Origin of the sequence: Streptomyces sp. NPDC020845, from assembly GCF_044334165.1 — a bacterium.
Taxonomy (GTDB): domain Bacteria; phylum Actinomycetota; class Actinomycetes; order Streptomycetales; family Streptomycetaceae; genus Streptomyces.
Genome location: NZ_JBIRSJ010000027.1, coordinates 104,311 through 131,305, shown reverse-complemented (window position 1 = coordinate 131,305; position 26,995 = coordinate 104,311). Strand labels below are relative to the sequence as shown.

At 70.7% G+C, this 26,995-nt stretch carries 10 protein-coding genes and 1 pseudogene; 6 read left to right on the top strand and 5 right to left on the bottom strand.

Annotated elements, in window-relative coordinates:
• Together ACH4U7_RS48360 and ACH4U7_RS48355 are read right to left on the bottom strand one after the other, a co-directional pair.
• The coding region (locus tag ACH4U7_RS48360; RefSeq protein ID WP_398534121.1) for an SDR family NAD(P)-dependent oxidoreductase at positions 1-13,990 on the bottom strand (13,990 nt) is incomplete at its 3' end.
• Between the two features lie 58 nt (positions 13,991-14,048).
• Entirely contained in the window at positions 14,049-16,955 is a 2,907-nt protein-coding gene (locus ACH4U7_RS48355; RefSeq protein ID WP_398534120.1) for a LuxR C-terminal-related transcriptional regulator, read from the bottom strand.
• 292 nt (positions 16,956-17,247) lie between these two features.
• On the opposite strand from ACH4U7_RS48355, the gene ACH4U7_RS48350 reads away from it, so the two are divergent.
• Together ACH4U7_RS48350 and ACH4U7_RS48345 are read left to right on the top strand one after the other, a co-directional pair.
• Positions 17,248-18,408 (top strand): acetyl-CoA carboxylase biotin carboxylase subunit family protein, encoded by a 1,161-nt coding sequence (locus ACH4U7_RS48350; protein WP_398534119.1) that lies wholly within the window; start codon positions 17,248-17,250, stop codon positions 18,406-18,408.
• 147 nt (positions 18,409-18,555) lie between these two features.
• Complete coding sequence (locus ACH4U7_RS48345; RefSeq protein WP_398534118.1) at positions 18,556-20,082, top strand: rhodanese-like domain-containing protein; 1,527 nt, start codon at positions 18,556-18,558, stop codon at positions 20,080-20,082.
• A gap of 57 nt (positions 20,083-20,139) precedes the next feature.
• Here the strand turns inward: ACH4U7_RS48345 and ACH4U7_RS48340 are convergent, their stop codons facing one another.
• From ACH4U7_RS48340 to ACH4U7_RS48330, 3 genes are all read right to left on the bottom strand, one after another.
• Complete coding sequence (locus ACH4U7_RS48340) at positions 20,140-20,805, bottom strand: class I SAM-dependent methyltransferase (RefSeq protein ID WP_398534117.1); 666 nt, start codon at positions 20,803-20,805, stop codon at positions 20,140-20,142.
• A 118-nt stretch (positions 20,806-20,923) separates the two neighbouring features.
• The gene (locus ACH4U7_RS48335; protein ID WP_398534116.1) at positions 20,924-22,420 is read right to left on the bottom strand and encodes a sodium:solute symporter; all 1,497 of its coding nucleotides are present in this window, start codon (positions 22,418-22,420) and stop codon (positions 20,924-20,926) included.
• Entirely contained in the window at positions 22,417-22,683 is a 267-nt protein-coding gene (locus tag ACH4U7_RS48330) for a DUF3311 domain-containing protein (protein ID WP_398534115.1), read from the bottom strand. Before ACH4U7_RS48330 ends, ACH4U7_RS48335 begins: the two co-directional genes overlap by 4 nt.
• A gap of 226 nt (positions 22,684-22,909) precedes the next feature.
• Here ACH4U7_RS48330 and ACH4U7_RS48325 point away from each other — a divergent pair, with 226 nt between their 5' ends.
• From ACH4U7_RS48325 to gcl, 4 genes and pseudogenes are all read left to right on the top strand, one after another.
• Complete coding sequence (locus tag ACH4U7_RS48325) at positions 22,910-23,299, top strand: gamma-glutamylcyclotransferase (protein ID WP_398534114.1); 390 nt, start codon at positions 22,910-22,912, stop codon at positions 23,297-23,299.
• Positions 23,299-24,129, top strand: coding sequence for a hydroxypyruvate isomerase family protein (locus ACH4U7_RS48320; protein ID WP_398534113.1), 831 nt, complete (start codon positions 23,299-23,301; stop codon positions 24,127-24,129). The genes ACH4U7_RS48325 and ACH4U7_RS48320 overlap by 1 nt, the downstream gene beginning before the upstream one ends.
• A gap of 84 nt (positions 24,130-24,213) precedes the next feature.
• Positions 24,214-25,113: pseudogene (locus ACH4U7_RS48315) on the top strand (2-hydroxy-3-oxopropionate reductase); the annotation flags it as partial.
• A gap of 98 nt (positions 25,114-25,211) precedes the next feature.
• The gene (gene gcl / locus ACH4U7_RS48310; protein ID WP_398534112.1) at positions 25,212-26,990 is read left to right on the top strand and encodes a glyoxylate carboligase; all 1,779 of its coding nucleotides are present in this window, start codon (positions 25,212-25,214) and stop codon (positions 26,988-26,990) included.
• Positions 26,991-26,995: the final 5 nt, after the last annotated feature.

The window sequence follows — 26,995 nt, the reverse complement described above, 5'->3', positions numbered from 1 at the left end:
GTGTGAGGGCTTTCGCGTCGCCGGAGATCACTGTGGCGGTGGGGGCGTTGACGGCGGCCACCCACAGTTGGTCCGGCCAGGTGGTGTGCAGCAGTTCGGTGACCTGGTCGGCCGGCAGTGGGACGGAGGCCATGCCGCCCGAGCCGTGCAGGGTCTGGAGGGCCTGGCTGCGCAGCGCGACGATTTTCGCGGCGTCTTCCAGGGTCAGTGCTCCGCTGATGTGGGCGGCGGTGATTTCGCCTTGGGAGTGGCCGATGACGGCGTCGGGGTTGAGGCCGTGGGATTGCCAGAGGGTGGTGAGGGAGGTCATGAGGGCGAAGAGGACGGGTTGGATGACGTCGGCGCGTTGCCACAGGGGGTCGGTGTGTGGCCGGTGCAGGATGTCGGTGAGGATCCAGTTGGTGTGGGGGGCGAGGGCTTGTTCGCAGGCTTGGATCGATTGGGCGAAGAGGGGTGAGGTCTCCAGCAGCCGCAGTCCCATCCCGGCCCATTGACCACCCTGCCCCGGGAACACGAACACCACCTTGCCCAGGTCACCCGGCTTCCTCGCGGTACCGGTGACGACAGCGGTGTGGGCTTCGTCAGCCGCCAAAGCATCCAGACCACGCAGGAAGTCGGTGCGGTCCTGGCCCACCACGACGGCACGGTGCTCGAAGGAGGCGCGGCCCATCGCGAGGGTGTGACCGACGTTGGCCGGGTTCACCTCGGGGGTGTTGGTCAGGTATGTGTGCAACCGGCGGGCCTGGGCACGAAGCGCTTGCGGGCTCTTCGCGGAGATCACCCAGGGCAGTGGGCCGGGGGTGGCGTTGGGCTCTGCCGGTTCGCGGGCCTCCGCGGCGGGCGGTGCTTGTTCCAGGATGACGTGGGCGTTGGTGCCACTGACGCCGAAAGAGGAGACGCCCGCACGGCGCATCCGACTCTGCTCGGGCCAGGCCACCGACTCGGTCAGCAACCGCACCGTCCCGCCCGACCAGTCCACATGTGGCGAGGGCTCCTCGGCATGCAGAGTCTGCGGCAACAGTCCGTGGCGCATGGCCATCACCATCTTGATGACACCGCCTGCCCCCGCGGCGGCCTGGGTGTGTCCGACGTTGGACTTGATCGATCCCAACCAGAGCGGCCGATCGGCCGACCGCCCCTGTCCGTACGTCGCCAGCAGCGCCTGGGCCTCGATGGGGTCACCGAGCGTCGTCCCCGTGCCGTGTCCCTCCACCGCGTCGATGTCCGCCGCGGCAACCCCCGCGTTTGCCCACGCCTGGCGGATGACTCGCTCCTGCGACGGGCCGCTCGGCGCCGTCAGCCCATTGCTCGCCCCGTCCTGGTTGACCGCACTCCCCCGTACCACTGCCAGGACCCGGTGGCCGTTGCGCTGGGCGTCCGACAGCCGCTCCACCAGGAGCATCCCCGCACCCTCCGCCCAGCCCGTACCGTCCGCGCGGGCCCCGAAGGATTTGCACCGCCCGTCCGGGGACAGTCCCCGCTGGCGCGAGAACTCGACGAAAGTGGTGGGGGTGGACATGACCGTGACGCCGCCGGCCAGCGCCATCGAGCACTCTCCTGACCGCAGCGCCTGGCAGGCCAGATGCAGGGCGACCAGGGACGATGAACACGCCGTGTCCACAGTGACCGCAGGCCCTTCCAGGCCAAACGTGTAAGCGACACGCCCCGATGCGACGCTGCCCGCGTTTCCATTGCCGATATAGCCCTCGTAGCCCTCTGGGATCTCGCGCAGGCGCGTGCCGTAGTCGTGGTACATCACCCCCGCGAACACCCCTGTCGAACTCCCCCGCAGCGACGCCGGGTCGATCCCCGCCCGTTCCAGCGCCTCCCAGGAGATCTCCAGCAGGATCCGCTGCTGCGGATCCATCGCCACCGCCTCACGCGGGCCGATCCCGAAGAACGCCGCGTCGAACTCACCCGCGTCGTAGAGGAATCCGCCCTGCCGGGTGTAGGAGGTGCCGGTTCGGTCCGGATCGGGGTCGTAGAGCCGTTCCACCTGCCAGCCCCGGTCCGCGGGGAAGTCACCCACCGCGTCCATACCGGAGGCGACCAGATCCCACAGGCCCTCGGCCGACCGCACACCTCCCGGAAACCGGCACGCCATGCCGACGATGGCCACCGGCTCGCCCACTGCCCCGCGGACAGCCGCGGCGGGTGGGGCGGCCGCGGCCGCCGAGATACCGCCGGCCAACTCGTCGCACAGAAAACGGGCGAGCACGTCCGGGCGCGGCCGGTCGAAGATCAAGCCGGCCGGCAGACGCAACCCGGTGGCCTGCTGCAACCTGTTCCGCAGCTCAACTGCGGCAAGCGAGTCGAACCCCAGGTCGCGGAACGCCGAATCCACCGGGACCGCTTCGGCCGTGCCGTGCCCCAGCACCGCAGCCGCCCGGGAGCGCACGAGCCGCAGCACCTCGGGTAGCCGTTCTTCCGGCCCGAGACCGGTCAACCGCCGCCGCAGGGAGGTCGGCTCACCGGCCGAGGCGTCGCGGGTCCGGGACGGCCGGGCCGGAGCGACGCCCGTCGGGTGGCGCAGGAGTGGCGGGACGGATCCGGATGTCTGAAGCTCCTTCGTGCTGAGTGCGGCGGGCACCACCAGGGCGTGTCCGCAGCTCAGGGCCTTGTCGAAGAGCTCCAGGCCCTCACTGATGGCCAGCGGCCTCAGGCCCGAGCGGCGGAGCCGTGCGTGGTCCGTGGCATCCAGCTGCCCGGTCATGCCCTCGGTCTGCTCCCAAACCCCCCAGGCCAAGGACACCGCTGGCAGCCGAGCGGCCCTCCGGTGACTCGCCAGCGCGTCCAGGGCGGCATTGGCGGCAGCGTAGTTGGCCTGCCCTGCCGAGCCCATCACCCCGGCCAGCGAGGAGAAGAGCACAAACGCGGACAGCGGCAGGTCGCGCGTGAGCTGGTGGAGATTGAGCGCCGAATCGACCTTGGCCCGCAGGACATGGGTCATGCCCTCCGGTGTGAGGGATGTGATCACCCCGTCGTCCAGTACTCCTGCCGCATGCACCACGGCGGCCAGCGGGTGGTCGACGGAGATCTCCGACAACGCGTTCGCAAGTTGCCTTTGGTCTGCGGCATCGCAGGCGGCAATGGTCACCTGCACCCCGAGCTCGACGAGTTCGGCCTCCAACTGCCTGGCCCCCGGGGCGTCGAGGCCACGTCGGCTGATCAGCAGCAGGTGACGTACGCCATGGGTGACCACCAAGTGGCGGGCGAGCATGGCACCGAGGCTGCCGGTGCCGCCCGTGATGAGTACGGTGCCGTCCGGATCCCAGGGACGCTCATACATGGCCTCGGTGGCGGTGTCGGCCAGCAGGCTCAGTCGGGGTGTGCGCAGGGCTCCATCGCGTACGGCCAGCTCCGGTTCCCCGCAGGCCAGGGCCGTCGACAGCATCCGGCGCCGGTCTTCCGGACCAGCCGTGCGGTCATCCAGGTCCAGCAGAACGAATCGGTCGGGGTGCTCCGACTGGGCGGAGCGGATCAGACCCCGCACCGCCGCTCCTGCCAGGTCTTTCACCTCCTCGTCCGGCGCCGTGGCCACCGCGGCTCGGGTGAGAACCACCAGGCGGCTGTCGGCGCACCGGCTGTCTGCCAACCACCGCTGCACTAAGCCCAGCATGTGCCGCGTGGCGTGGCGTAGCGCCTCGCTCGGCTCGTCTTCACTCCCCGCTGGGGACCAGGCAACGACCGTCCGGGGAACGGGCGCGTCGTCGGCGATCGCCGCGCAGAGCGCGGCCAGGTCGGCGTACGTCCGCTCCGGCGGGGTGGCGAAGTCCTCGGCCGGGCACGGCGTCGGCCCGGTCCCGATCATCACCCACGGGTCGGCTTCTTCGGCCGACGAGGGCTGAGGGACGGGTTCCCATCGCACCTCGAAAAGCGAGCCATGGGGGGCAACCGGGGCGGCTGTGCGCGACTCGGCCGTGTGCAACTCGGCCCTGGTCACCGGCCGCAGGGCCAACGACCGAACCGATGCCACGGGCTCACCCGCCTCGTCGGACACGTCGACCGACACTGCCCCCGGGCCATGCCCGTCCGGCCTCAGCCGGACGCGCAGGGCCGTCGCCCCGGATGCGCGCAGGGTGACTCCAGTCCACGCGAAGGGCAGCCCGCTGTCCTGTTGTCCCTGAAGCGCAGGCAAGAGGGGAATGGTGTGCAGTACGGAATCCAGCAGCGCGGGGGGCAGCGCGAACCGCGCCGCTGCCGTATCGCCCAGCAGATCTTCTGACATATGCGCGGTCGCGAAGACCTCGTCGCCGCGCTGCCAGGCGGCGTCCAGGCAGCGGAAGGCCTCACCGTAGTGGAAACCTGCCTCGGCCAACTGCTCGTACAGTCCTTCCAGATCCACGGCGACCGCACCCGGCGGCGGCCATGCGCCCGCGGGCATGACACCATCCGCCAACTCACCGGAGTCCGGGTCAGGCTTGTCGGCAAGGTACCCGGCCGCATGACGCGTCCACGGCTCGCCGACCGAATCCGCGGTGAGGCCACCGATATCGATTCGCGAGTAGATATCCACTGCCCGGCTTCCCGCTTCGTTCGGCGCGGCCACAGTCACCTGCAGCACTACGCCGGCGCTCTCCGGTACGACGAGCGGGGTGTGAAGCGTAAGTTCCTCGATCCGACGGCAATCGACATGGGCGGCGGCTTGGAGTGCGAGTTCGAGAAAGGCGGTGCCGGGGAGCAGCACGGCGCCGCCGACGGCGTGGTCGGCCAGCCAGGGATGCGTACGGAGCGAAATCCGCCCAGTGAACAGCAACCCCTCGCCGTCGGCCAGTTCTACCGCCGCGCCCAACAGGGGATGTCGCGCCGGCTCAAGGCCCGCTGCCGACATATCACTGGTGGCGGTGGTGGTGTTGAGCCAGTAGTGGTGGTGTTGGAAGGGGTAGGTGGGGAGGTTGGGGTGGTGGGTGGGGTTGGGGGTGTGGTGGTGCCAGGTGGTGGGGTGGCCGTGGGTGTGGAGGTGGGCGAGGGCGGTGTGGGTGGTGTGGGTTTCGGGTTGGTCGGGGTGGAGGAGGGCGTGGGCGTTGGGGGTGTGGTGGGGGAGGTTGTGGTGGGTGAGGGTGGTGAGTGTGGTGTCGGGTCCGAGTTCGAGGTAGGTGGTGACGCCGTGGGTGTGGAGTTGTTGGGTGGTGTGGGCGTAGTGGACGGTCTCGCGTGTTTGCCGGACCCAGTAGTCGGGTGTGGTGGGGTCCTGGTCGGTGGGGTTGGTGGTGACCAGGGGGGTGTGGGGTGGGTGGTAGGTGAGGGTTTCGGCGGTGGCGCGGAGTTCGTCGAGGAGGGGGTCGATGTGGTGTGAGTGGAAGGCGCCGCTGACCTTCAGCGGAGTGGCCTTGCGCCCCATGGTGCGGAAGATTTCGGCCGTAGCGTCCACGTCGTGGCGATCACCGCTGATGACCACGGACCCGGGCGCGTTCACCGCCGCGAGCGACACCCGCCCCTCAAGTGGTGCGAGATGTTCGTGAAGTTCTTCGGGGTCGGCTTGGAGGGTGGTCATGGCGCCGGTGGCGGGGAGAGCCTGCATCAGGCGGGCGCGGGTGGTGACCAGGCGGGCCGCGTCGGGGAGGGTGAGGATCCCGGCGAAGTGGGCCGCGGTGATCTCCCCCAGGGAATGACCGGCGTAGTAGTGGGGCGTGAGCCCGTACTGTTCGGTGACCAGACGGTGCAGGGCGACCTGGAGAGCGAACAGCGCGGGCTGGGCATAGCCCGTCTGATGCAGCAACTGCGCCGTATCGCTGTCGCCGTCCGGCTCGGCGAACACGACATCCCGAAGAGGACGCTCCAAGTGCGGGTCCAGGTACGCGCACGCCTCGTCCATGGCTGCGGCGAACAGCGGGAACGCGTGGTACAGCTCGTATCCCATACGAGGGCGTTGCGTGCCCTGCCCGGAACACACGAACGCCAGCTTCCCCGCCCCGGTTGCTACGCCCCGTACCAGGTTCTCGTGTTCCTCGCCGGCCTCCAGAGCTCCCAGCGCTTCCAGGAAGCCCTCGCGGTCCGGGCCCAGGAGTACGGCACGGTGGTCGAAGGCCGCACGACCGGTCGCCAGCGCATACCCGACATCAGCCAGCCCCACCTCAGGACACCCCGCCAGATACACACGCAGTTGCGCTGCCCGCGCCCGTAGCGCCTGTTCGGACTTGGCCGACACCATCCACGGAAACGACCCCGACGAGGCATCCGCCGGATCGTCGTTCTCCTCCGGCGGTGCCTGTTCGAGGATGACGTGGGCGTTGGTGCCACTCACCCCGAACGACGACACCCCCGCACGCCGGGCACGACCCGACTCCGGCCACGGCACCGCCTCCGTCAGCAGCCGCACCCCGCCCGAGGACCAGTCCACATGCGGCGACGGCTCCTGCACATGCAACGTCCGCGGCAACACCCCATACCGCATCGCCATCACCATCTTGATGACACCCGCAACACCCGCCGCGGCCTGCGCATGCCCGATATTCGACTTCACCGACCCCAACCACAACGGCCGGTCCCCCACCCGCTCCTGACCGTAGGTCGCCAGCAACGCCTGCGCCTCGATCGGATCGCCCAGCCGCGTCCCCGTACCGTGCCCCTCCACCACATCCACATCCGCCCCGCCAACCCGCGCACTGGCCAGCGCCTGCCGGATCACCCGCTGCTGCGACGGACCATTCGGCGCCGTCAAACCATTCGACGCCCCGTCCTGATTCACCGCACTGCCCCGCACCACCGCCAACACCCGATGCCCCAACCGCCGCGCATCCGACAACCGCTCCACCAACAACATCCCCACACCCTCCGCCCACCCCGTACCATCCGCACCCACCCCAAACGCCTTGCACCGCCCATCCACCGACAACCCCCGCTGCCGCGCAAACTCCACGAAGGCACCAGGCGTCGCCATCACCGTCACCCCGCCGGCCAGCGCCATGGTGCACTCCCCCGCCCGCAGTGCCTGACACGCAAGATGCAACGCCACCAGAGACGACGAACACGCCGTGTCCACCGACACCGCGGGGCCTTCCAGGCCGAAGGTGTAGGCGATACGGCCCGAGGCGACGCTGCCGGAGTTTCCGGTGAGGACATAGCCCTCGACCTCGGCCACTGTGTCTTGCAGCCGGGGGCCGTAGTCCGTCGGCATCACACCGGCGAAGACTCCGGTCCGGCTCCGCCGCACCGACGAGGGGTCGATTCCTGCGTGTTCGAAAACCTCCCAGGACGTCTCCAGCAGCAGCCGCTGCTGCGGGTCCATCGCCAGCGCCTCGCGTGGGCCGATGCCGAAGAATCCCGCGTCGAACTCGCCCGCGTCGTGGAGGAAGCCCCCATGGCGGGTGTACGTGGTGCCCGGCCGGTCCTGGTCCTGGGGGGCGTAGAGGCGGTCGAGGTCCCAGCCGCGGTCGGTGGGGAATCCGCTCATGGCATCGGTGCCGGAGGCGACCAGATCCCACAGTCCCTCGGCCGACCGCACACCCCCCGGATACCGGCAGGCCATGCCGATGATCGCGATGGCCTCATCCGCCCCCGTCGCCACCTCGCTCGGAGCAGGAGCCGAAGCCAGGGAGGCCGTATCGGCGCCGCCGAGGAGTCCGTCCAACAGGTGCTGGACGAGAGCAGCAGGAGTGGGGTGGTCGAAGACGAGGGTGGCGGGGAGCCGCAAACCCGTCGCCTCCTTGAGGCGGTTACGGAGCTCCACGGCGGTGAGGGAGTCGAAGCCGAGGTCTCGGAAGGCCGCCTCGGGGGCGATGGCGTCGGGGCTCGGGTGGCCGAGGACCGTCGCGGCGTGGCTGCGGGCGAGGGTGAGCAGGGCCTCGTACTGTGCGGCGGGGTCGAGCCCGGCCAGCCGGGCACGGAGGGCGGAGCGGCCGTCGGGGGTCGAGGGGCGTGGCCGGTGGCCGGTGGTGAGGCGTGCCAGGCTCTGGAACAAGGGAGGGGCGGTAGTGCCCCGTAGCGTCTTGGTGTCGATTCGGGCCGGGAGCAGCAGCGGTGGGCCGTCGACGAGGGCGTTGTCGAACAGCGCCAGGGCCTCGTCCGTGGCGAGTGGCCGGAGGCCGACGCGGGCCATGCGGGTGCGGTCGGCCTGGTCGAGGTGGCCGGTCATTCCGCTGGCCTCCTCCCACAGCCCCCACGCCAGCGACACGGCAGGGAGTCCCGACGCCCGCCGCTGGAAGGCGAGCGCGTCGAGAAAGGCGTTGGCGGCGGCGTAGTTGCCCTGCCCCGGCGAGCCCAGGACCCCCGCGGCGGACGAGAACAGCACGAACGCGGCCAGATCCAGCCCGCGGGTCAGCTCGTGCAGATGCCAGGCGGCATCGGCCTTCGCTGACAGAACGGAGTCGAGGTGGCGCGCGGTGAGGGAGCCGAGCGTGGCGTCGTCGAGTGTGCCCGCGGCGTGGACGACGGCGGTCAGCGGGTGTTCGGCGGGGATCTGCCTGAGCAGTTCGGCGAGTGCGGCGCGGTCGCCGACCTCGCAGCTGGCGACGGTCGCCGTCGCCCCCAACTCGTCGATCTCAGCGATGAGCTCGGTCGCGCCTGGCGCATTGCGGCCACGGCGGCTGATCAGCAACAGATGCCGTGCTCGGCCGGTGGCGGCGAGGTGGCGGGCGAGTGCGGCGCCGAGGGTGCCGGTGCCGCCGGTGATGAGGACCGTGCCGTCGGGGTCGGGGGTGCGGTCCAGCGTGAGCACGTTCTTTCCGACGGTGCGGCCCTGCTGGAGTTGGCGGAAGGCGGCCCTGGCCTGCCGGATGTCCCAGCAGGTGAGCGGCAGTGGGGTCAGCACGCCCTCGTCGAACAGCCGCAGCACAGTGCGCAGGATCTCCCCGATGCGCTCGGGTCCGGCCTCCATCAGGTCGTACGCCCGGTAGGCGACACCGGGGTATGCCCGCGCGACCTCTTCCGGGTTGCGGAGGTCGGTCTTGCCCATCTCCAGAAACCGGCCGCGGTCGCCGGACACCAGGCGCAGCGAGGCGTCGACGTACTCATGGGCCAGGGAGTTGAGGACGACGTCGATGTTCCGGCCGGTGAACCGGCTCTCGAAGTCGAGGGTGCGGGACGAGGCGATGCACTCCGGGGGGATGCCGTGGGCGCGGAGGGTGTCCCATTTGCCGGGGCTCGCCGTGGCGTAGACCTCGGCGCCCAGGTGGCGGGCCAGTTGGACGGCGGCCAGTCCCACTCCGCCGGCCGCGGCGTGCACCAGTACGGACTCGCCCGGGCGCAGTCCCGCCAGGTCCACCAGCCCGTAGTAGGCGGTGGCGAACACGACGGGGACGGCGGCGGCCTGGGCGAAGGTCCAGTGGTCGGGGACGCGGATCACGGTGGCCCGGTCGGCGACCGCGAACGGGCCGAACGCGTCCGCGAACACGCCCATCACCCGGTCCCCAGGCGCCAGGTCGACCACTTCCGGCCCGACTTCGAGCACCACCCCGGCGCCTTCGCTGCCCAGCCCTCGCTGCCCGGGGACCATCCCCAGGGCCACCAGGACATCGCGGAAGTTCAGCCCGGCCGCACGCACCTCGATCCGTACCTGGTGCGGCCCCAGCGGGTCGGTGTCGGCCGAGGACGCCACCGGTGTCAGCCCCTGGAGCGTGCCCGCCTCGACGCAGTCGAGCCGCCAGCCGCCGCTCCTCTGTGGCGGCCTGAGCAGGGCGTCCCCCTCGGTGTCGGCTCGAACCAGCCGGGCCACGTGCGGCTGGCCGGCCCGGATGGCCATCTGCGGTTCGCCCAGCGCGACCGCCCGTGGCAGCGCCGCCCACGACTCCTCGGCCGCGTCCAGGTCCATCAGGAGGATGCGGTCGGGCTCCTCGGCCTGGGCGGATCGCACCAGTCCGCAGATAGCCGCGCCCGCCAGGTCCGTGACTCCCTCAGCCGACCCGGTGGCCACCGCGCCGCAGGTGACCAGCACCAGCCGCGCGCCGGCCAGCCGTGCTTCGCCGAGCCATCCCTGAAGCAGGTCCAGCGCTTGTCCGGTACGGATACGGGTACGGGTGTGTGCGTCGGCGGCCGTCGTGTCATCGGGCCCGGCGGCGGCCGGAGGGCAGCCCACGAACACCAGGTCCGGGGGCGGGTCGCCCGCGTCCAGGGCCGCCGTCAGTCCGGCGAGGTCCGAGTACCGTCGTACGGGCTCCGCTGCCGCCGTCTCCAACGCGGCGGCCCATCCAGGAATCGCGGGGCCGAGCACGGCGCACCGCCCGAGGGCCATCGTCGGCGGCTCGGACGCGGCGGTCCAGTCCAGGGCGTAGAGGGTGTCGCCCGCCTGCCCGCCGAGGGCCCGCAGATCCTCCAGGGCCACCGGTCGCAGCGTGAGCGATTCGGCCGAGGCCACCGGCGCGCCCGTCTCGTCGGCCACATCTACGGCCACCGCGTCCGGCCCTTGTGGCCGCAGCCGTACGCGCAGCGTCGGCGTGCCCGGGGTCCGCAGGCTGACGCCGCGCCAGGCGAAGGGCAGCAGGCCGTGTCCCGGTGCGTTCTCCTCCTGTCGGCCGCTGTCGAGCGCCAGCGGGTGGAGCGCGGCGTCGAGCAGGGCGGGGTGGAGGCAGAAGCGTGGCGCGTCGGCGGCCACCTGGTCGGGGAGCCGCACCTCGGCGCAGGTCTCCTCGCCGTGCCGCCATACGGCGCGCAGCCCCTGGAAGGCCGGGCCGTAGCCGAAGTCGGCGGCGTCCAGCGTGTCGTAGAGGCCGCTGATGTCCACGGGCTCCGCCCCCGGCGGAGGCCACGCCGCAGCCAAACGCCCGGCGCCGTCGGTGTCGTCGGTGTCGTCGGCTGCGCTCTCAGCCGCCAGGGTGCCGGTCGCATGCTGTGTCCATGCGCCTTGGGCCGCCCCCTCCCGCCCGGGGTCGTCGTCGCGCTGCGCGTAGACACTCAGTACGCGGCGGCCGGTCTCGTCCGGTGCGCCGACGGCCACCTGGAGCGCCACGCCGCCGGTGTCGGGGAGGACGAGCGGGGCGTGCAGGGTGAGCTCTTCCAGCCGGGGGCAGCCGAGGTGTTCGCCGACGTGTACGGCCAGTTCCACGTACGCCGTGCCCGGCAGCAGGACGGTACCGGCGACCGCGTGGTCGGTGAGCCAGGGGTGGGTGTGCGGGGCGAGCCGGCCGGTGAGCAGATATCCGTCGCCCTCGGCGAGCCCGACCGCCGCGCCGAGCAGTGGGTGTCCGATCGGGGTCAGCCCGGCGGCCGTCACGTCCCTGGTGGTCGCCGGGGCATCCAGCCAGTAGCGGCGGCGCTGGAAGGCGTAGGTGGGCAGGTCGACATGGGTCGCCTCGGGGGCAACCGCCCGGTAGTGGCGGTCCCAGGCCACGGGCAGACCATGAACATGGGCGCGTGCCAGCGAGGTCAGGATGCGGTGGGCGTCGTCCTCGCCGCGGCGCAGGGAGCCGACGACGGTGGCCGCGGCGCCGTCGGCCTCACTGGTGTCCTCGATGGCGAGGCTGAGGGTGGGGTGCGGGCCGACCTCGACATACATCCGGTACTCGGCGGCGCCGAGGGCGCGGACCGCCTCGGCGAAGCGTACGGGCTGGCGCAGATTGCGGTACCAGTACCGGGCGTCGAGTCCCATGGTGTCGGCCCACTGGTTGTCCACGGTGGAATAGAAGGGGATGTCGGCGGCCCCTGGGGCGATTCCCCGCAACAGGCCCAACAGCTCCTGCTCCACGGCTTCGATATGCGGGCAGTGGGAGGCGTAGTCGACCGGGATCCGCTTCGCGTCGACGCCCTGGTCCCGGTAGTGTTCCAGCGCCTGTGTGAGAGATTCCGCATCGCCGGAGATCACCGTGCCCGTGGGGGCGTTGACGGCGGCCACCCACAGCCGGTCCGGCCACATGGTGCGCAGCAGCCCGGTGACCTCGTCCGCCGGCAGTGGTACGGAGGCCATGCCGCCCGAACCGCGCAGGGTCTGCAGGGCCCGGCTGCGCAGGGCGACAACCTTCGCGGCGTCGTCCAGGGTCAGCGCGCCGCAGATGTGGGCGGCGGCGATCTCGCCCTGGGAGTGGCCGAGTACGGCGTCCGGTTCGACGCCGTACGAGCGCCACAGCTGTGCCAGCGACACCATCACCGAGAACAGCATCGGCTGGACGACATCGGCCCGCTCCCACACGGGGTCCCCGGGGGCTCGGCGCAGAACGTCCAGCAGCGACCAGTCGGCATGCGGTGCCAGCGCCGCCTCGCACTCCGCCATCCGCTCGGCGAAGAAGGACGAGGTCTCCAGCAGCCGCAGCCCCATGCCGACCCACTGGCCGCCCTGTCCCGGGAAGACGAACACCACGCCCGCACCGGCCCCGGCCGCCGCCACGCCCCGTACGACCGAGCCGTCGGCCGGCCCCTCCCCCGCCAGGGTGTCCAGCCCGCGCAGCAGGGTTTCCCGGTCGGAGCCGAGGACGACGGCGCGGTGGGCGAGGTCCGAGCGGCCGAAGACCAGGGTGTGCCCGATGTCGGCGGGGCGCAGCCGCTCGTCGGCCGCCACGAAGCGGCGCAGCTCCCCGGCCTGGGCCCGCAGCGCTTCGGCCGTCGCGCCCGACAGGGGCCAGGGCAGCGGCCCCGCCACGGCATGGCCGGGGGCGTCCTGCGGCGCGGGGGCGTCGTCGGTTTCCACCTGCGACGCGGCTTCCGTCTGCGGCGCGATTTCCGTCTGCGGCGCCGTCTGCGACACCGTTTCGAGGATCACATGGGCGTTGGTGCCGCTCACCCCGAAGGAGGACACCGCGGCGCGGCGGGGCCGGTCGCACTCCGGCCAGGCGACCGGCTCGGTCAGCAGCCGTACCGCGCCCGAGTCCCAGTCGATGTGCGGCGACGGGTCGTCCGCGTGCAATGTGCGCGGCAGCGTCCCGCTCCGCATGGCCATCACCATCTTGATGATCCCGCCCACGCCTGCGGCCGCCTGCGCATGGCCGACGTTGGACTTCATCGACCCGAGCCACAGCGGCCGGTCCGCGGGCCGCTCCTGACCGTAGGTCGCCAGCAACGCCTGCGCCTCGATCGGATCACCCAGCCGCGTCCCCGTCCCATGCCCCTCCACCGCGTCGACCTCGGACGCCGACACCCCGGCGCTCGCCAGCGCCTGCCGGATGACCCGCTGCTGCGCGGGGCCGTTGGGGGCGGTGAGGCCGTTGCTCGCGCCGTCCTGGTTGACCGCGCTGCCCCGGACCACCGCCAGCACCCGGTGGCCGAGCCGCTGTGCGTCCGTGAGCCGTTCCACCAGCAGCATTCCGGCGCCTTCTGCCCAGCCGGTGCCGTCCGCCCCCGCCCCGTACGCCTTGCACCGGCCGTCCGCCGCGAGCGCGCGCTGCCGGGAGTACTCGACGAACAGGCTGGGGGTGGACATCACCGTCACCCCGCCCACCAGGGCGAGTGAGCACTCGCCGGCCCGCAGCGCCTGGCAGGCCAGGTGCAGGGCGACCAGTGAGGAGGAGCAGGCGGTGTCCACGGTCACCGCCGGGCCTTCGAGGCCGAGGGTGTAGGCGACCCGGCCGGATGCCACGCCGCCGCCGCTGCCGTTGCCGACATAGCCCTCGAAGCCTTCGGGGACGGTGTGCAGCCGGGAGCCGTAGTCGTGGTACATCACGCCCGCGAAGACCCCGGTGCGGCTGCCGCGCACCGAGGCCGGGTCGATCCCGGCCCGCTCGAACGCCTCCCAGGAGATCTCCAGCAGCAGCCGCTGTTGCGGGTCCATCGCCAGCGCCTCGCGCGGGCTGATCCCGAAGAAACCGGGGTCGAACTCCCCTGCCTGGTACAGGAATCCGCCGTGATGGGTGTACGAGGTGCCGGCCCGCTCCGGGTCGGGGTCGTACAGCCGCTCCACGTCCCAGCCCCGGTCCTCGGGGAAGGTGCCGATGGCGTCCCGGCCGGCGGCCACCAGCTCCCACAGGTCCTCCGGCGATCCCACCCCGCCCGGATAGCGGCAGGCCATGCCGATGATGGCGATGGGTTCCCGCGCCGCTGTGGTGAGCCCGTGGATCTGTTCCCTCAGCCGCTCGTTGGTCTTGAGGGACGCCCGCAGCGCCTCGATCACCTTGTCGTGGCCAGCGGCCATCGGCATCTCCAACCTGTGGACCTCCGTGGCATCACGGATGGTGTGTTCGGACGGCTCGTCAGAGCGAGGACAGCTCTCTGCGGTCCGTCGCCGGTGTCCCCACCGGACCGATCAGACTCTTCGGCAGTTGCTGGCGGCGGCTGATGCGCAGCTTGCGGTACACGCGCGTCAGATGCTGTTCGACCGTGCTCATCGTCACGCACAGCTGCAGCGCTATCTCACGGTTCGAATTGCCGTTCGCGGCGAGGATGGCCACGCGCATTTCCGACTCGCTCAGCCCCGCCCCCTGGTCGCGTCCGGGGAGGTCAGGACGGTCCCCGCCGCACATCGCCTGCCAGGGCAGAATGGCGTCGCACAGCGCCTTGGCGCCGCACTCCTCGGCCATCCGCCACGCCCGGCGCCGTACGTTGTTGGCCCGGACCGACTCGCCGACGCTCCGGTAGGCGGCCCCCAAGTCGGCCAGGGCACGGGCGAGTTCGAGCCGGTCGCCGCACCGCTGCAGCACCTCGACTGCCTGGGTGAGCAGATGCGGGCGCTCCGGTGCGGCGGCGACCCGGGCCCGAAGCCTGAGCGAGACACCCCGGGTGTGCGGATCGCTCCACAGGTGGGCGCAGGACAGCTGTTCCGTGATCATCCGCGCCGCCCTGGCGCGCTCGCCGAGGCGCAGGAACGCCTGGGCGGTGTCGGTGCGCCAGGGCAGCACGGCGGGGTGGTCCAGGCCCCAGCGCTGTGCCATACGGCCGGCGGCCAGGAAGTCGCCGAGTGCGGCGCGGCAGTGGTCGGTCGCCAGGTGGTAGTGGCCTCGGGCGCGCAGATACGCCAGGCCGTACACGCTCTGGAACAGCGCACCCGGCACCGGGTGGTGCAGCACACGGGTCGCGTCGTCGTACCGGCCCATGGCGGTGTACGCGTGGACCTGGCAGGCGAGCGGACCTCCGACGAGCACGCTGCCACCGCGGCCGGGCAGGCAGGCCAGGGCTTGCCGGGCGCACTCCTCGGCGTCCGTAAGCACGCCCTTGCGCAGGGCGATCTCGGCGAGGATGGCAAGGAACTCCGCCCGCCAGCCGGGCGAGCGTCGGGCCGTCGACTCCTTGAGCAACCGGTGGCACCACTCGTCGGCATCGGCCGTCCGGCCGGCCCGTAGCAGGGTCCGTACGGCGTTGGCCACCACCGCCAGCGTGCCGTCCAGCAGCGGGCAGGAGCGCAGCCGCCGTTCGGCCTCGTCCGCGGCGGCCTCGCTGGTGCCGGGGCCGGGGATGCCCCAGACGGCGGCGGCCGCGCCGGGGCCGGGAGTCTCGTCCCAGGGCTCGCGGGGGGCGGCGGTGTCGGACGAGGGGCGCGGCCGGCTCTCGTCGGGCGCGATGGGCCAGGGGCAGGGGTGCACCACCGACGGCCGCACCGCGCCCGGGTCCGTATCCGGGCCCGCGTCCGTGCCCGCGGCCGTGCCCGAGCCGGGGCCGCCGTCGGGGTCCTTGCCGGGGTCGTTGCCGAGGTGGTCGGCCGTCTGCAGCCGGGCCCGTGCCCGGCCCGCCTCCTCCAGCCGGCCACAACTGATCAGCAGCCGTACGAGCAGGGCCGCGTCACTGCCCGTCGGCGGGCCGGCGTGCAGGTCCGCGAGCGTGTCGCCGAGGTGGTGTTCGGCGGCGGAGGGGTTGACCCGCCAGGTGGCGGCGGCAAGCGCGATCCGGGTCGCGGCCCGCTGGGGCGGCTCCTGGCAGGCGCGGCAGGCGAGGTCCAGATACCGGATCGCCGCGGGCGCGTCGTCGTCGACCAGGGCCTGGGTGGCGGCGTCGCGCAGCACGGCGACCGCCCAGGAGGGGACCGCGGGCTGGGCGGCCAGCAGGTGGTCGGCGACCTCGGTGGCCCGGGCACCCTGCTCGTGCAGCAGCAGGGCGCTGCGCTCGTGCAGCGACCGCCGGTCGGCCGCGTCCACATGGTCCAGAGCGGCCGCGGCGACGACCGGGTGCCGGTAGCGGTGTCCATCCGTCAATCCGCTGAGCTCCAGTACCTGGAGGGCGCGGTCGACCGCCGTCGTGTCCAGTCCGAGCAGTCGGCTCAGCAGCGCGGGTGTGGCGGACGGCCCGAGTACGGCCAGTGCGCCGGCGACGTCCCGGATGGGCGTCCCGGTGCAGGCCAGGCAGGCCACCACAGCCTGGTGGAAAGGTCCCCCGGCGGTGGGCCGCGGCACCCGGCCACCGGTGTCCGGCATCGCCCACCGATCCTGCAGCAGGGCCCGCAGCAACAGCGGATTGCCGCCGGTCAGTGCGTAGCACTCGGCGCGGAGGCGGCCGTCCACCGGCTGGTCGCCGAGCGCTTCAGCCAGCCTGGCCACGCCTTCGGGGCTGAGGGGGTCGAGTGTGATGCGCCGGAAGCCGGGGTGGCGCAGCAGTTCGGCGCCGAGCAGCGGGTCGCCGCCCCGCCCGTACGGGCGCTCCCGACCGTACGGGCTCTGCGTGCTGTACGGGCGCTCCGTGCCGCCGTACGGGCGGTCCATGCCGTACGGGCTCTCCGTGCCGATCAGCAGGATCCTGGCCGTGCGGGCGTGGTGGGCGATATGCAGCAGCTGCCGGAGCGACGCCTGGTCCGCGTGGTGCAGATCGTCGACCGCGATCACCAGCGGTGCGGACGCGGAGAGCGCGCACAGCGCCCCGCACAGCCGCTCCACCGCCCGGGGCCCGTCCTGTGCCGGGGCGAGTCGCAGCCGCTCACGGGTCCGGGCCGGCAGCGCCGGGTGCTCGGCCAGCCGTCGTACGAGGCCGAGTGTGGTGCGGCTCTCGCCGGGCAGACCAGGCGCGTCGAGGACCACGGCACCGGATTCGGCCGCGATCCCCACGAACCGCTTCAGAAATTCGCTCTTGCCGCACCCCGGCCCGCCCTCGGCGACCAGCAGCCGGAAATCGCCTGCCGCACACGCAAGAAGCGTCGCCTCCGCCAGCTCTATGTGAGCGCTCCGGTCAATGAGCATGGCCCTCCAGGACTGCTGTCACGGATCATGACTGGTTCCGGACCGCAGTGTGTGCGGGTTCGCTCGAGTCCCGGCGGAGTCACCCTCGTACGTCGGCGGAGCGCCATCCGCCGCCCCCGCCGGGCCGGGCGAATACGCCCAGGTATGCAGCAATGGAATAAGCGGCCCTATGCCACTTATTACCGAGATCAACTTGTGGCTTACATCACAGGCCACATTTCCGCATCGCCATGGAATGATGCCACGGTGTTCGCCTCAAGGTTTTGGCCAGCCGCAACGGGGGGAGACAAGAATGCCGAAGATGATTGTCATCGGACATAGGGACGGTCTCGACCAGGCGCTGCAGCGCCGAGGCTTGGATCCTTTCTATATCGTGCAGGCGCCGGTGAACACGCCGGCGGGTCGACGGTTCAAGCGTGTCACCGACATGGAGAACGCCCAGGAAATATTGCGGGCAGTGCTCTCCGCTCGCCTTGACGATGTGGCAGGGGTGCTGACCGTCCATGAGATGGGCGTATTCGGGGCAGCCTATGTGCGGCAACAGATGAGTCTCCCCGGGAATACGGACTCAGCGGCGACTCTCTACTTCCGGGACAAGTATCTACAAAAGAGCAAGTTGCCGCCTCAGATCAGGCGAGCGCGCTGCCGATACGCGTCCGGGGATACTTCGTTCACGGATCTCGCCGACGATCTCGGGGATACGTTTGTGATCAAGCCGGCGACCGGTGCCGGCGCCCTCCGTACGAACATCATCCGCTCGCCGGAGGAGTATGCGCGGGCCCTGAAGCTGTTCTCAGGCCAGTCAGATGTCGAGATCGTCGCCGAGTCCTTCATCGACGCCTCGGAAGTCTATATTGACGGCATCTGGAAGAACGGCGACCTACGGTGGTCATCCATCAGCCGTAACCACATTTCACCGCTCAGCGCCGTACAGGGCGGCGTCCTGGCCGCGCACGTACTGGACAGAAGGCGGCATTCAGCACTCTTCCAGCAAGCAGAGACCCTTGCCAGGCAGGCGCTCGCCGGTCTGAACCCGCCCGATTGCGTCTTCCATCTGGAAGCATTCACGGAAGAATCAGGACTGACTTTCGGCGAGTGCGCCATCCGCCTCCCAGGAGCACTGTCCCCCCAGGTCAACAAATTGACATTCGGTGTCGATCTCTTTGATATCGAGATCAGCCTGGCACTTGGGGAGGAAGTGGCCGAAACGCTGGACAGCGGTGCACCGGACCGCTTCTACGGGTACCTACTTCTACGTCGCTCCAAAGGTGGAAACCTGACCCAGGAGGACTTCGAGCGCAACTTCCTCTTCGACGAGATCCAATATTCGCCCGACGCACCGGCCGGACCGTATGGCCGCGTGGGGCAGGCCATCGTCTCCGACCCGGACGAGCTGAAACTGCACCAAACGATGGATGACATCGTCCGATTCAACGAGGCCGGCGGCGTGTAGAAGGCTTACGCCTGGCTGACGGCCGACGATGATCCGCACCGCAGGCCGTCCGGCTCGACGCGTGAGCGGCCCCGCGCGGAGTTGACTGCCGAGTCGTCGAGAGTTGTCCTGGAATCACCTATTGTCGAACGTCAATAGGGAGCGGAAGTGTCCGGGAGCCCAGCGGCTGAGGCGGGCGGTCGACGCCACGGGGCCGCCGTGCCGGAGCGCGACACCTCGGTGCGGGCCGAGGCGGCCGGCCGGGCCGAGGTGGCCGGTCGGGGCGTGGCGGGCGGTCGGGGCGTGGCGGGCGAGCCGCGGCTGTCGGCGACGCTGCCCGAAGATCTGAAAGTCGTCCAGCTGGCCACGCTCAGCCTGGGGAATCGCAGCTACTTGATCTCGGATGGCACGGTCGCGGTCGCGGTGGACCCTCAGCGTGACATCGAGCGGATCACCGCCGTGCTCGACTCGCGGGCGTGGCGGCTCGGCGCGGTGGTGGAGACTCATGTGCACAACGACTACGTCACGGGCGGTCTGGAACTGGCCCGCCACTTGGACGCGGTCTACGTGGTGCCGACCGGTCCCGAGCTGGGCTTCGACGCCGTACGGACGGGCGACGGGGACGAGATCCCGGCCGGGGACTTGAGCATCCAGGTGATCGCCACGCCTGGGCACACCGACCATCACCTGGCGTACGCGTTCGCGCTCCGCGGTGGCGTGCCGCGGCTCGTATGCACCGGGGGGTCGGTGCTGTACGGGACGACCGGGCGCACCGATCTGATGGGGGCGGGGATGGCCGAGCCGCTGGCCCGTCGGCAGTACCGGTCGGCCCGCCATCTGGCCGAGGTGCTGCCCGATGACACCGTGGTCCTGCCGACCCATGGCTTCGGGAGCTTCTGTGCGGCGGCGACGGCCGGAGCGGTCGAGCGTTCGACGATCGGCGACGAACGTGCCACCAATCCCGTCTTCACGCTGGACGAGGACGCCTTCGTCTCCAGTGCCCTGTCCGGCCTCGAGCCCTACCCCGCGTACTACCGCCGGATGGCCACGATCAATGCCACCGGGCCGACACCCCTGGCCGACCTCGGCACACCCCGCTCCGCCGACCTGGCCGAGCTGGCCGACCGTGTCGCGGCCGGGGAGTGGGTGGTGGATGTACGGCCGCGAGCGGAATTCGCGCACACCCATCTGCGGGGCACCGTGAACATCGACGCGTGCGGGGCCCTCGCCACCTATCTGGGCTGGCTGGTGCCCTTCGACGCCCCGCTCACCTTGCTGGCGACCGACGACGAACAGCTGGAGGCCGTCAGGACGGAGCTCCTGCGGATCGGCTTCGACCATCCCGCGGCCGTCGCCACCGGAAACCCGCTGGAATGGGCGGGCCCTCGTTGGCTGACCTCCTACCCGCGCGCGGACTTCACCACCCTGACCGCCGCCCTGGCCGGGCGGCCGATGGAAATCCTGGACGTCAGAAACGGCGGCGAGTGGCGGCGCGGACATCTGCCCGGCGCCCGGCACATACCGCTGCCCGAACTGCCCCACACCCTTCCCGCCCTGCCGGACACCGAGATCTGGGTGCACTGTCACAGCGGCTTCCGGGCCGCGATCGCGGCCTCCCTGCTGGCCGCCGCGGGCCGTCAGGTCGTACTCGTCGACGACGCATTCGAACACGCCGGGTCCATCACGGGCCCATGACGGGCCCGTGACACGAGGGCAGTAGGTCCCCCCGCCGCAGGCCGGCACCGGGCCTGGTCAGCGTGGCAGGGCCTGGGTGATCCGCCACAGGCGTCGTGGGAGTTCGCCTTCCTCGAAGGGGTGGACCTCGACGAGGTTCCAGCCGTCCGCGAGGTCGTCGACCAAGCGGCGGGAGAAGAAGTGCACCGCGAAGCCGCCGTGCTCGAAGGTGTCGTCCCCATGAACGACACCGGCGCCGTAATGGGCGTCGCCGGTGTGCCGCACGGTGTACACGAACACCCCGCCGGCGCGGAGGACGCGGCGGACCTCGCCCACCAGCGCGTGAATCTCCTCGGTCGACAGGGCCATGCACAGCAGCATGTGCGCGAACACCGCGTCCACCGAGGCATCCGGCAGCGGAAGTGACGCCCGGACATCGAGTACGGAGGTGGTGACCCGCTCGGCGACACCTTGGGCTCGTGCCGCCGCGCTCAGCTGCTCCAGGCCGGTGGCCGAGAAGTCGGTCGCCCGGACGGCGAAGCCTTCGCGCGCGAAATACAGCGCGTCACGGCCGTGCCCGGCGCCGAGCTCCAGCACGTCGCCCGCTCCGGCCGCATGGAAGACGGTGGCCGCGTGAACGGCCGGGGCCGAGGGCTCCTGGCCGTACATGCCGGGGTGGGCGGCGTAGGTGTGTTCCCAGTGCGCCCGCTGCACATTCGGCAGGTCCCGGCCGTTGTCCGTCACATCTTTCTCCCGATCATGGCTGTGCGCCCAGCGTACGTCCGTACGTCCGGTGCGCGGGCCGACGGGCCGCCGGGCCGGGACCGCCCGCACGCGGTCCCGGCCCGAGGGGCGGGTCGGGTCAGCCGGTGCCGGCCGTGGCTTCGGATTCGGGCCGGAGGCGGACGGCGGTGGCCGGGCTCGCGGTGCGGGTGACGGCGGAGACGGCGGCCATCGTCACGATGTTGAGGACGAGGGCGATGACACCTACGTTGAGGTCCTTCACCGCCTGGGGCAGCCCCGGCAGCAGGCTGCCCACCGTGACACCGGAGAGGGTGACGACGGCGACCGTGGTGACGCCGACGACGATGCCCGCGGCCGCTCCCTGCTTGGTGACGATCTGCCGTGCCGCGAGGCTCGCCAGCAGGGCGGGGAAGAGCTGGGTGACCAGTGCGTAGCCCATGAGCAGCAGCGAGACGATCGAGCTGCCCCCGTTGAAGGTGAAGTAGAGGGCGATCAGGGCGAGGGCGGGCACGAGCAGTTGGGCGAGACGGCCGATGTGCTTATCGCTGGTGTGGGGCCGAGCGAGGCGGTAGACGTTCTTCGCCAGGCAGGTCGCGGAGGTCATGAGCAGCAGGGACCCGGGGACCAGCGCGGTGAGCAGTCCGGCGCCACCGACGATGCCGACGAACCACGAGGGGAAGGTGGCGGTGGTGATGCGCAGCAGCGACAGGTCCGCGTCGGCACCCTTGAGGCCGGGCACGACCAGGATGGCGGTGAAACCGACGAAGAAGACGAAGAGCAGGATGAGTTGGTAGAGCGGCATGAAGATGGCGTTGCGGCGGAAGACTCGTTCGTTCTGGGCGCTGTATGAGGCGCTGAAGGTGTGCGGCCACATATAGAAGCCGACCGCCGACAGCAGCACGGTGGATGCGAACCACGATGTGCTCATGCCGCTCGAGGGCAGGGTGAGGGTGTTGGGGTGGGCCTGGTCCACTGCCCGGAACATCTCGCCGACGCCGCCGTAGTAGTGCATCGGCAGGTAGATGCCCAGAATCAGCACGACCGCGAGGATCGCGACGTCCTTGAGCACTGAGGTCCAGGCCGAGCCGTGGATGCCGGAGATGGTCACGTACAGGGTCAGCGCCACCGTGCCGATCACAATGGCCCAGTGGGAGGAGATACGGCCGTCGGAGGAGACGGACACGATGATCCCCAGCCCCTTCAGCTGCAGCACGAGGTAGGGCACCATCGCGACGACTCCGACGAGGGCCACCAGCGCGCCGAGCAGCGGGCTGTTGTATTTGGCGACGAAGAAGTCGGACTGCGAGATCAGCCGGTGCTGCTTGGCGTAGCGCCACACGGCCGGCAGCAGCCAGTACGACAGGACGTAGGCCAGTGAGGCGTAACAGAGGATGTAGTAGGCGGGTGCGCCCTTGCCGTAGGCCCATCCCGAGGCGCCCAGGAAGGTGAAGGTCGTGTAGATCTCGCCGGCCAGCAGCAGGAAGACGAAGACCGTCCCGAAGCCGCGGCCGCCCACCGACCACTGTTCGAGATCCATGTCCCTGCCGCGGCGGGCGCGCAGGCCCAGGCCCAGGGCCGCGAGGAGGAAGACGAAGATGACGGCAAGGGCGATCATGAGCTCTGCTCCTCCCGGTTCGCCGGGTCCAGACGGTAGATGACAGCCATGGTTGCCGAGATCAGCACGACCCACATGACCAGCCAGAAGAGGATGAACGGCATACCGAGGACGTAGGGCGTCACCCGGTTCGCGAAGAAGATCCCGCCGAGGATCCCGATGAACGGGATCACGCCGAGCAGATGGATGGGTTTCACGTCGAGAACCTCCTGGGCCGGGCCGTACACCGCTGATGGGGCGAGGCCGTCTGGGGTGGGTGGCACGTCTCGCGCGGTGCCGCCGGGACGCCACGCATGGCCATGCCTTGCCAACAGAGGAGACGAGGCAGGCTTTTCATCATGCGGAAACAATTTTTCAGTTGGCAGATGTATAGGTCCGCCTCAAGGGCCTGTCAAGGGTTTTCACCGCCACCGAGGGGGGTTGTTATTCCGCGATGCAGAAAATAATATCCGCATCGCAGAAGCCACCTGTCTCCCGAAGGAGATCCCCATGGCACGCATGTTCCTCAGTGGTCAGGCGATGGAGGGCGGCCCCTTCCATCACCACCTGCGCGGAGCCCCGCTCGTCGCTCGGACCCGTACCGCTTCCGGCTACCGCTTCTTCTCGATCCGGGACACCTGCCCCGGGCTGCTGCCCGACCCCGGCGTCGACACCGCGATGGACGGCGAGGTCTACGACGTCCCCGATGAGGTGCTGCGCGACCATCTGCTGCCCTCCGAACCGCCTGAGCTGGAGTTCGGCATCATCCGGCTCCAGGACGGTTCGTCGTCCTTCTCGATGGTTCTTCGCCGTGGCGAGCTGGAGAAGGGCATCCACAAGGAGATCACCGCCTTCGGCGGCTGGCGCCCGTACCTCAAGACCCTCGGCCGGGAGAACTGATGAAGCACCGACTTCCCTACACCGTCAATGCGTCGATCCTCTTCACCGAACTGCCGCTGCTGGAGCGTCCGGCCGCCGCGAAGGCCGCCGGGTTCGACGCGATCGAGTTCTGGTGGCCCTACGCGACGGCGGTGCCGACGGATGCGGAGGTCGACGCCTTCGTCCGGGCGGTGCGTGATGCGGGTGTCCGGCTGACCGGGCTGAACTTCTTCGCCGGGGACATGCCCGGGGGCGACCGTGGACTGGTGTCCTGGCCGGCCCGGGTGGCGGAGTTCCGCGACAACATCGACGTCACCGTGGCGATCGGTGAGCAACTGGGCTGCCGGTCGTTCAACGCCCTGTACGGAAACCGGCTCGACGGCGTCGCGCCGGCGGAGCAGGACGACCTCGCGGTGGAGAATCTGGCGCTGGCTGCCAAGGCCGTCGAGCGCATCGGCGGCACGGTCCTGGTGGAGCCGGTCAGTGGCGCCCCCGCGTATCCGCTGCGCACCGCCACGGACGCGCTCGCCGTCATCGACCGGGTGGCGGCCGAGTCCGGCAGCCGCAACCTCTGCCTCCTGGCCGACCTCTACCACCTCGCCGTCAACGGAGACGACGTGGCCGGTGTCATCGCCGCCCACGCCGACCGCATCGGACACGTACAGATCGCGGACGCGCCGGGGCGGGGAGCGCCCGGTACGGGAGAGCTGGATCTCGACGGGCTGCTGGCCGACCTCCAGACCGTGGGCTACACCGGCTGGGCGGGCCTGGAGTACAAGTCCGAGGGCCCGAGCGCGGACAGCTTCGACTGGCTCCCGCGCGAACGGCGCGGCAGCGACCGCCACGCCTGACCGGGATCGGGACACCCGCGATCACACAGACAACGCCGACCACCCGGACAACCCCGACCGCACACCCATGACACGAAGGAACCTACGATGAGTGCCACTTCCCGGAAGATCGCCTTCATCGGCCTGGGCATCATGGGCGGCCCGATGGCCGCCAACCTGGTGCGGGCCGGACACACCGTCACCGGATACAACCGCAGCCGCGAGGCCATCGACACCCTGGTCGCGGCCGGTGGCCAGGGCGCCTACAGCATCGCCGAGGCGGTGTCCGACGCCGAGGTCGTGATCACCATGGTCCCGGCCGATCAGCAGGTGAAGGAGGTCGTCCTCGGCGAGGGCGGCGTCCTGGAACACGCCGCGCCCGGCACCCTGCTGATCGACATGAGCAGCATCACCCCACAGACCTCGCTGGAGGTGGCGGCCGCCGCGCGGGACAAGGGCCTGCGTACGCTCGACGCCCCGGTGTCCGGCGGCGAGGCGGGCGCCATCGAGGGCGTGCTGTCCATCATGGTCGGCGGCGATCCGGACGACTTCGCCGACGCCGGGCCGGTGTTCGAAGCGCTGGGCACCACCATCGTGCATGTGGGTCCGCACGGGGCCGGACAGACGGTCAAGGCCGCCAACCAGCTGATGGTCGCCATCCACCTCCAGGCCCTGGCCGAGGCCGTGGTGTTCCTGGAGAACGCCGGAGTCGACCTGGAGGCGGCGCTGGAAGTCCTCGGCGGCGGCCTCGCCGGCTCCACCGTCCTGGCCCGCAAGCGGGACGCGGTGCTGGGCCGTGATTTCAAGCCCGGCTTCCGGATCGATCTGCACCACAAGGACATGGGCATCGTCACCGACGCCGCGCGCGCGGTGGGTGCGCCGCTGCCCGTGGGCGCCGTGGTCGCCCAGCTGGTCGCCTCGGCCCGTGCCTGCGGCGACGGCGGCCTTGACCACTCCGCGCTGCTGCGCGGGGTCGAGCGGCTGGCCGGCCGCGGCCCGCGCTGAACCCGCGCCGGCACAACCCACGCCTCTTCGACGTACCGACCTCGATGTACCGACTTCGATGTACCGACTTCGATGTACCGACCGACAGGAGCATCCTCATGGCCCGTATGACCGCGGCCCAGGCGGCGGTGGAGATCCTCAAGCGTGAGGGCACCACCCATGTCTTCGGCCTGCCCGGTGCGGCGATCAATCCGTTCTACTCCGCGATGCGTATGAACGGTGGCCTGACCCATGTCCTCGCCCGGCATGTGGAGGGCGCCTCGCACATGGCCGAGGGCTACACCCGCGCCAGGGCCGGGAACATCGGGGTCTGCGTGGGCACCAGCGGCCCCGCGGGCACCGACATGATCACCGGGCTGTACTCGGCGAGCGCCGATTCGATCCCGATCCTGTGCATCACCGGCCAGGCGCCGGTGGCCAAGCTGCACAAGGAGGACTTCCAGGCCGTCGACATCGCCTCGATCGCGGCGCCGCTGACCAAGATGGCGATGACCGTTCTCGAACCCGCCCAGGTGCCCGGCGCGTTCCAGCAGGCCTTCCACCTCATGCGCTCGGGTCGGCCCGGGCCGGTACTGATCGATCTGCCCATCGACGTCCAGATGGCCGAGATCGAGTTCGACCCGGAGACATACGAGCCGCTGCCGGTGTACAAGCCGTCGGCCACCCGAGCACAGATCGACAAGGCCATCGCACTGCTCCAGGCCGCCGAGCGGCCGCTGATCGTCGCCGGGGGCGGGGTCATCAACGCCGACGCGAGCGAGCTGCTGGTGGAGTTCGCCCAGCTGACCGGGGTGCCGGTGGTGCCCACGCTGATGGGCTGGGGCAGCATCCCCGACGACCACCCCCTCATGGCGGGCATGGTCGGTCTGCAGACCTCGCACCGCTACGGCAACGCCACCCTTCTGGAGTCCGACTTCGTCCTCGGCATCGGCAACCGCTGGGCCAACCGCCACACCGGCGGCCTCGACACGTACACCCAGGGCCGCACCTTCGTCCACGTCGACATCGAACCCACCCAGATCGGCCGGGTCTTCGCCCCGCACCTGGGCATCGTCTCGGACGCCAAGCCCGCGCTGGAACTGTTCGTCCAGGCGGCGAGGGAGCTGAGGGCCGCCGGAGCCCTCAGGGACCGCGGCGACTGGGCCGACAGCTGCCGGCAGCGCAAGGGCACCCTGCTCCGCAGGACCCACTTCGACCAGGTGCCGGTCAAGCCGCAGCGGGTCTACGAGGAGATGAACAGGGCCTTCGGGCCCGATACTCGCTACGTCTCCACGATCGGGCTCTCCCAGATCCAGGCCGCGCAACTGCTCCATGTCTACCGTCCCCGGCACTGGATCAACGCCGGCCAGGCCGGGCCGCTGGGCTGGACCGTGCCGGCTGCCCTGGGGGTCGCGACAGCCGAGCCGGACGCCACCGTCGTCGCCCTCTCCGGCGACTACGACTTCCAGTTCATGATCGAGGAGCTGGCCGTCGGTGCCCAGTTCCGCATTCCCTACCTCCATGTGGTGGTCAACAACGCCTACCTCGGCCTGATCCGGCAGGCTCAGCGCGGCTTCGACATGGACTACTGCGTCCAGCTGTCCTTCGACAACATCAACGCTCCCGAGGTGGGCGGCTACGGCGTCGACCACGTCAAAGTCGCCGAAGGGCTGGGGTGCAAGGCCATCCGCGTCTTCGAGCCCGACCGCATCGCGCCCGCTCTGGAGGAGGCCAAGAAGCTGATGGCCGAGCACCGGGTGCCGGTGGTCGTCGAGGTCATCCTCGAACGCGTCACCAACGTCTCGATGGGCACCGAACTGGACAACATCACCGAGTTCGAGGAGCTGGCCACCAGCCCCGGCCACGCCCCGACGGCGCTCCGCACGGCCCTGGGGTGACCCTC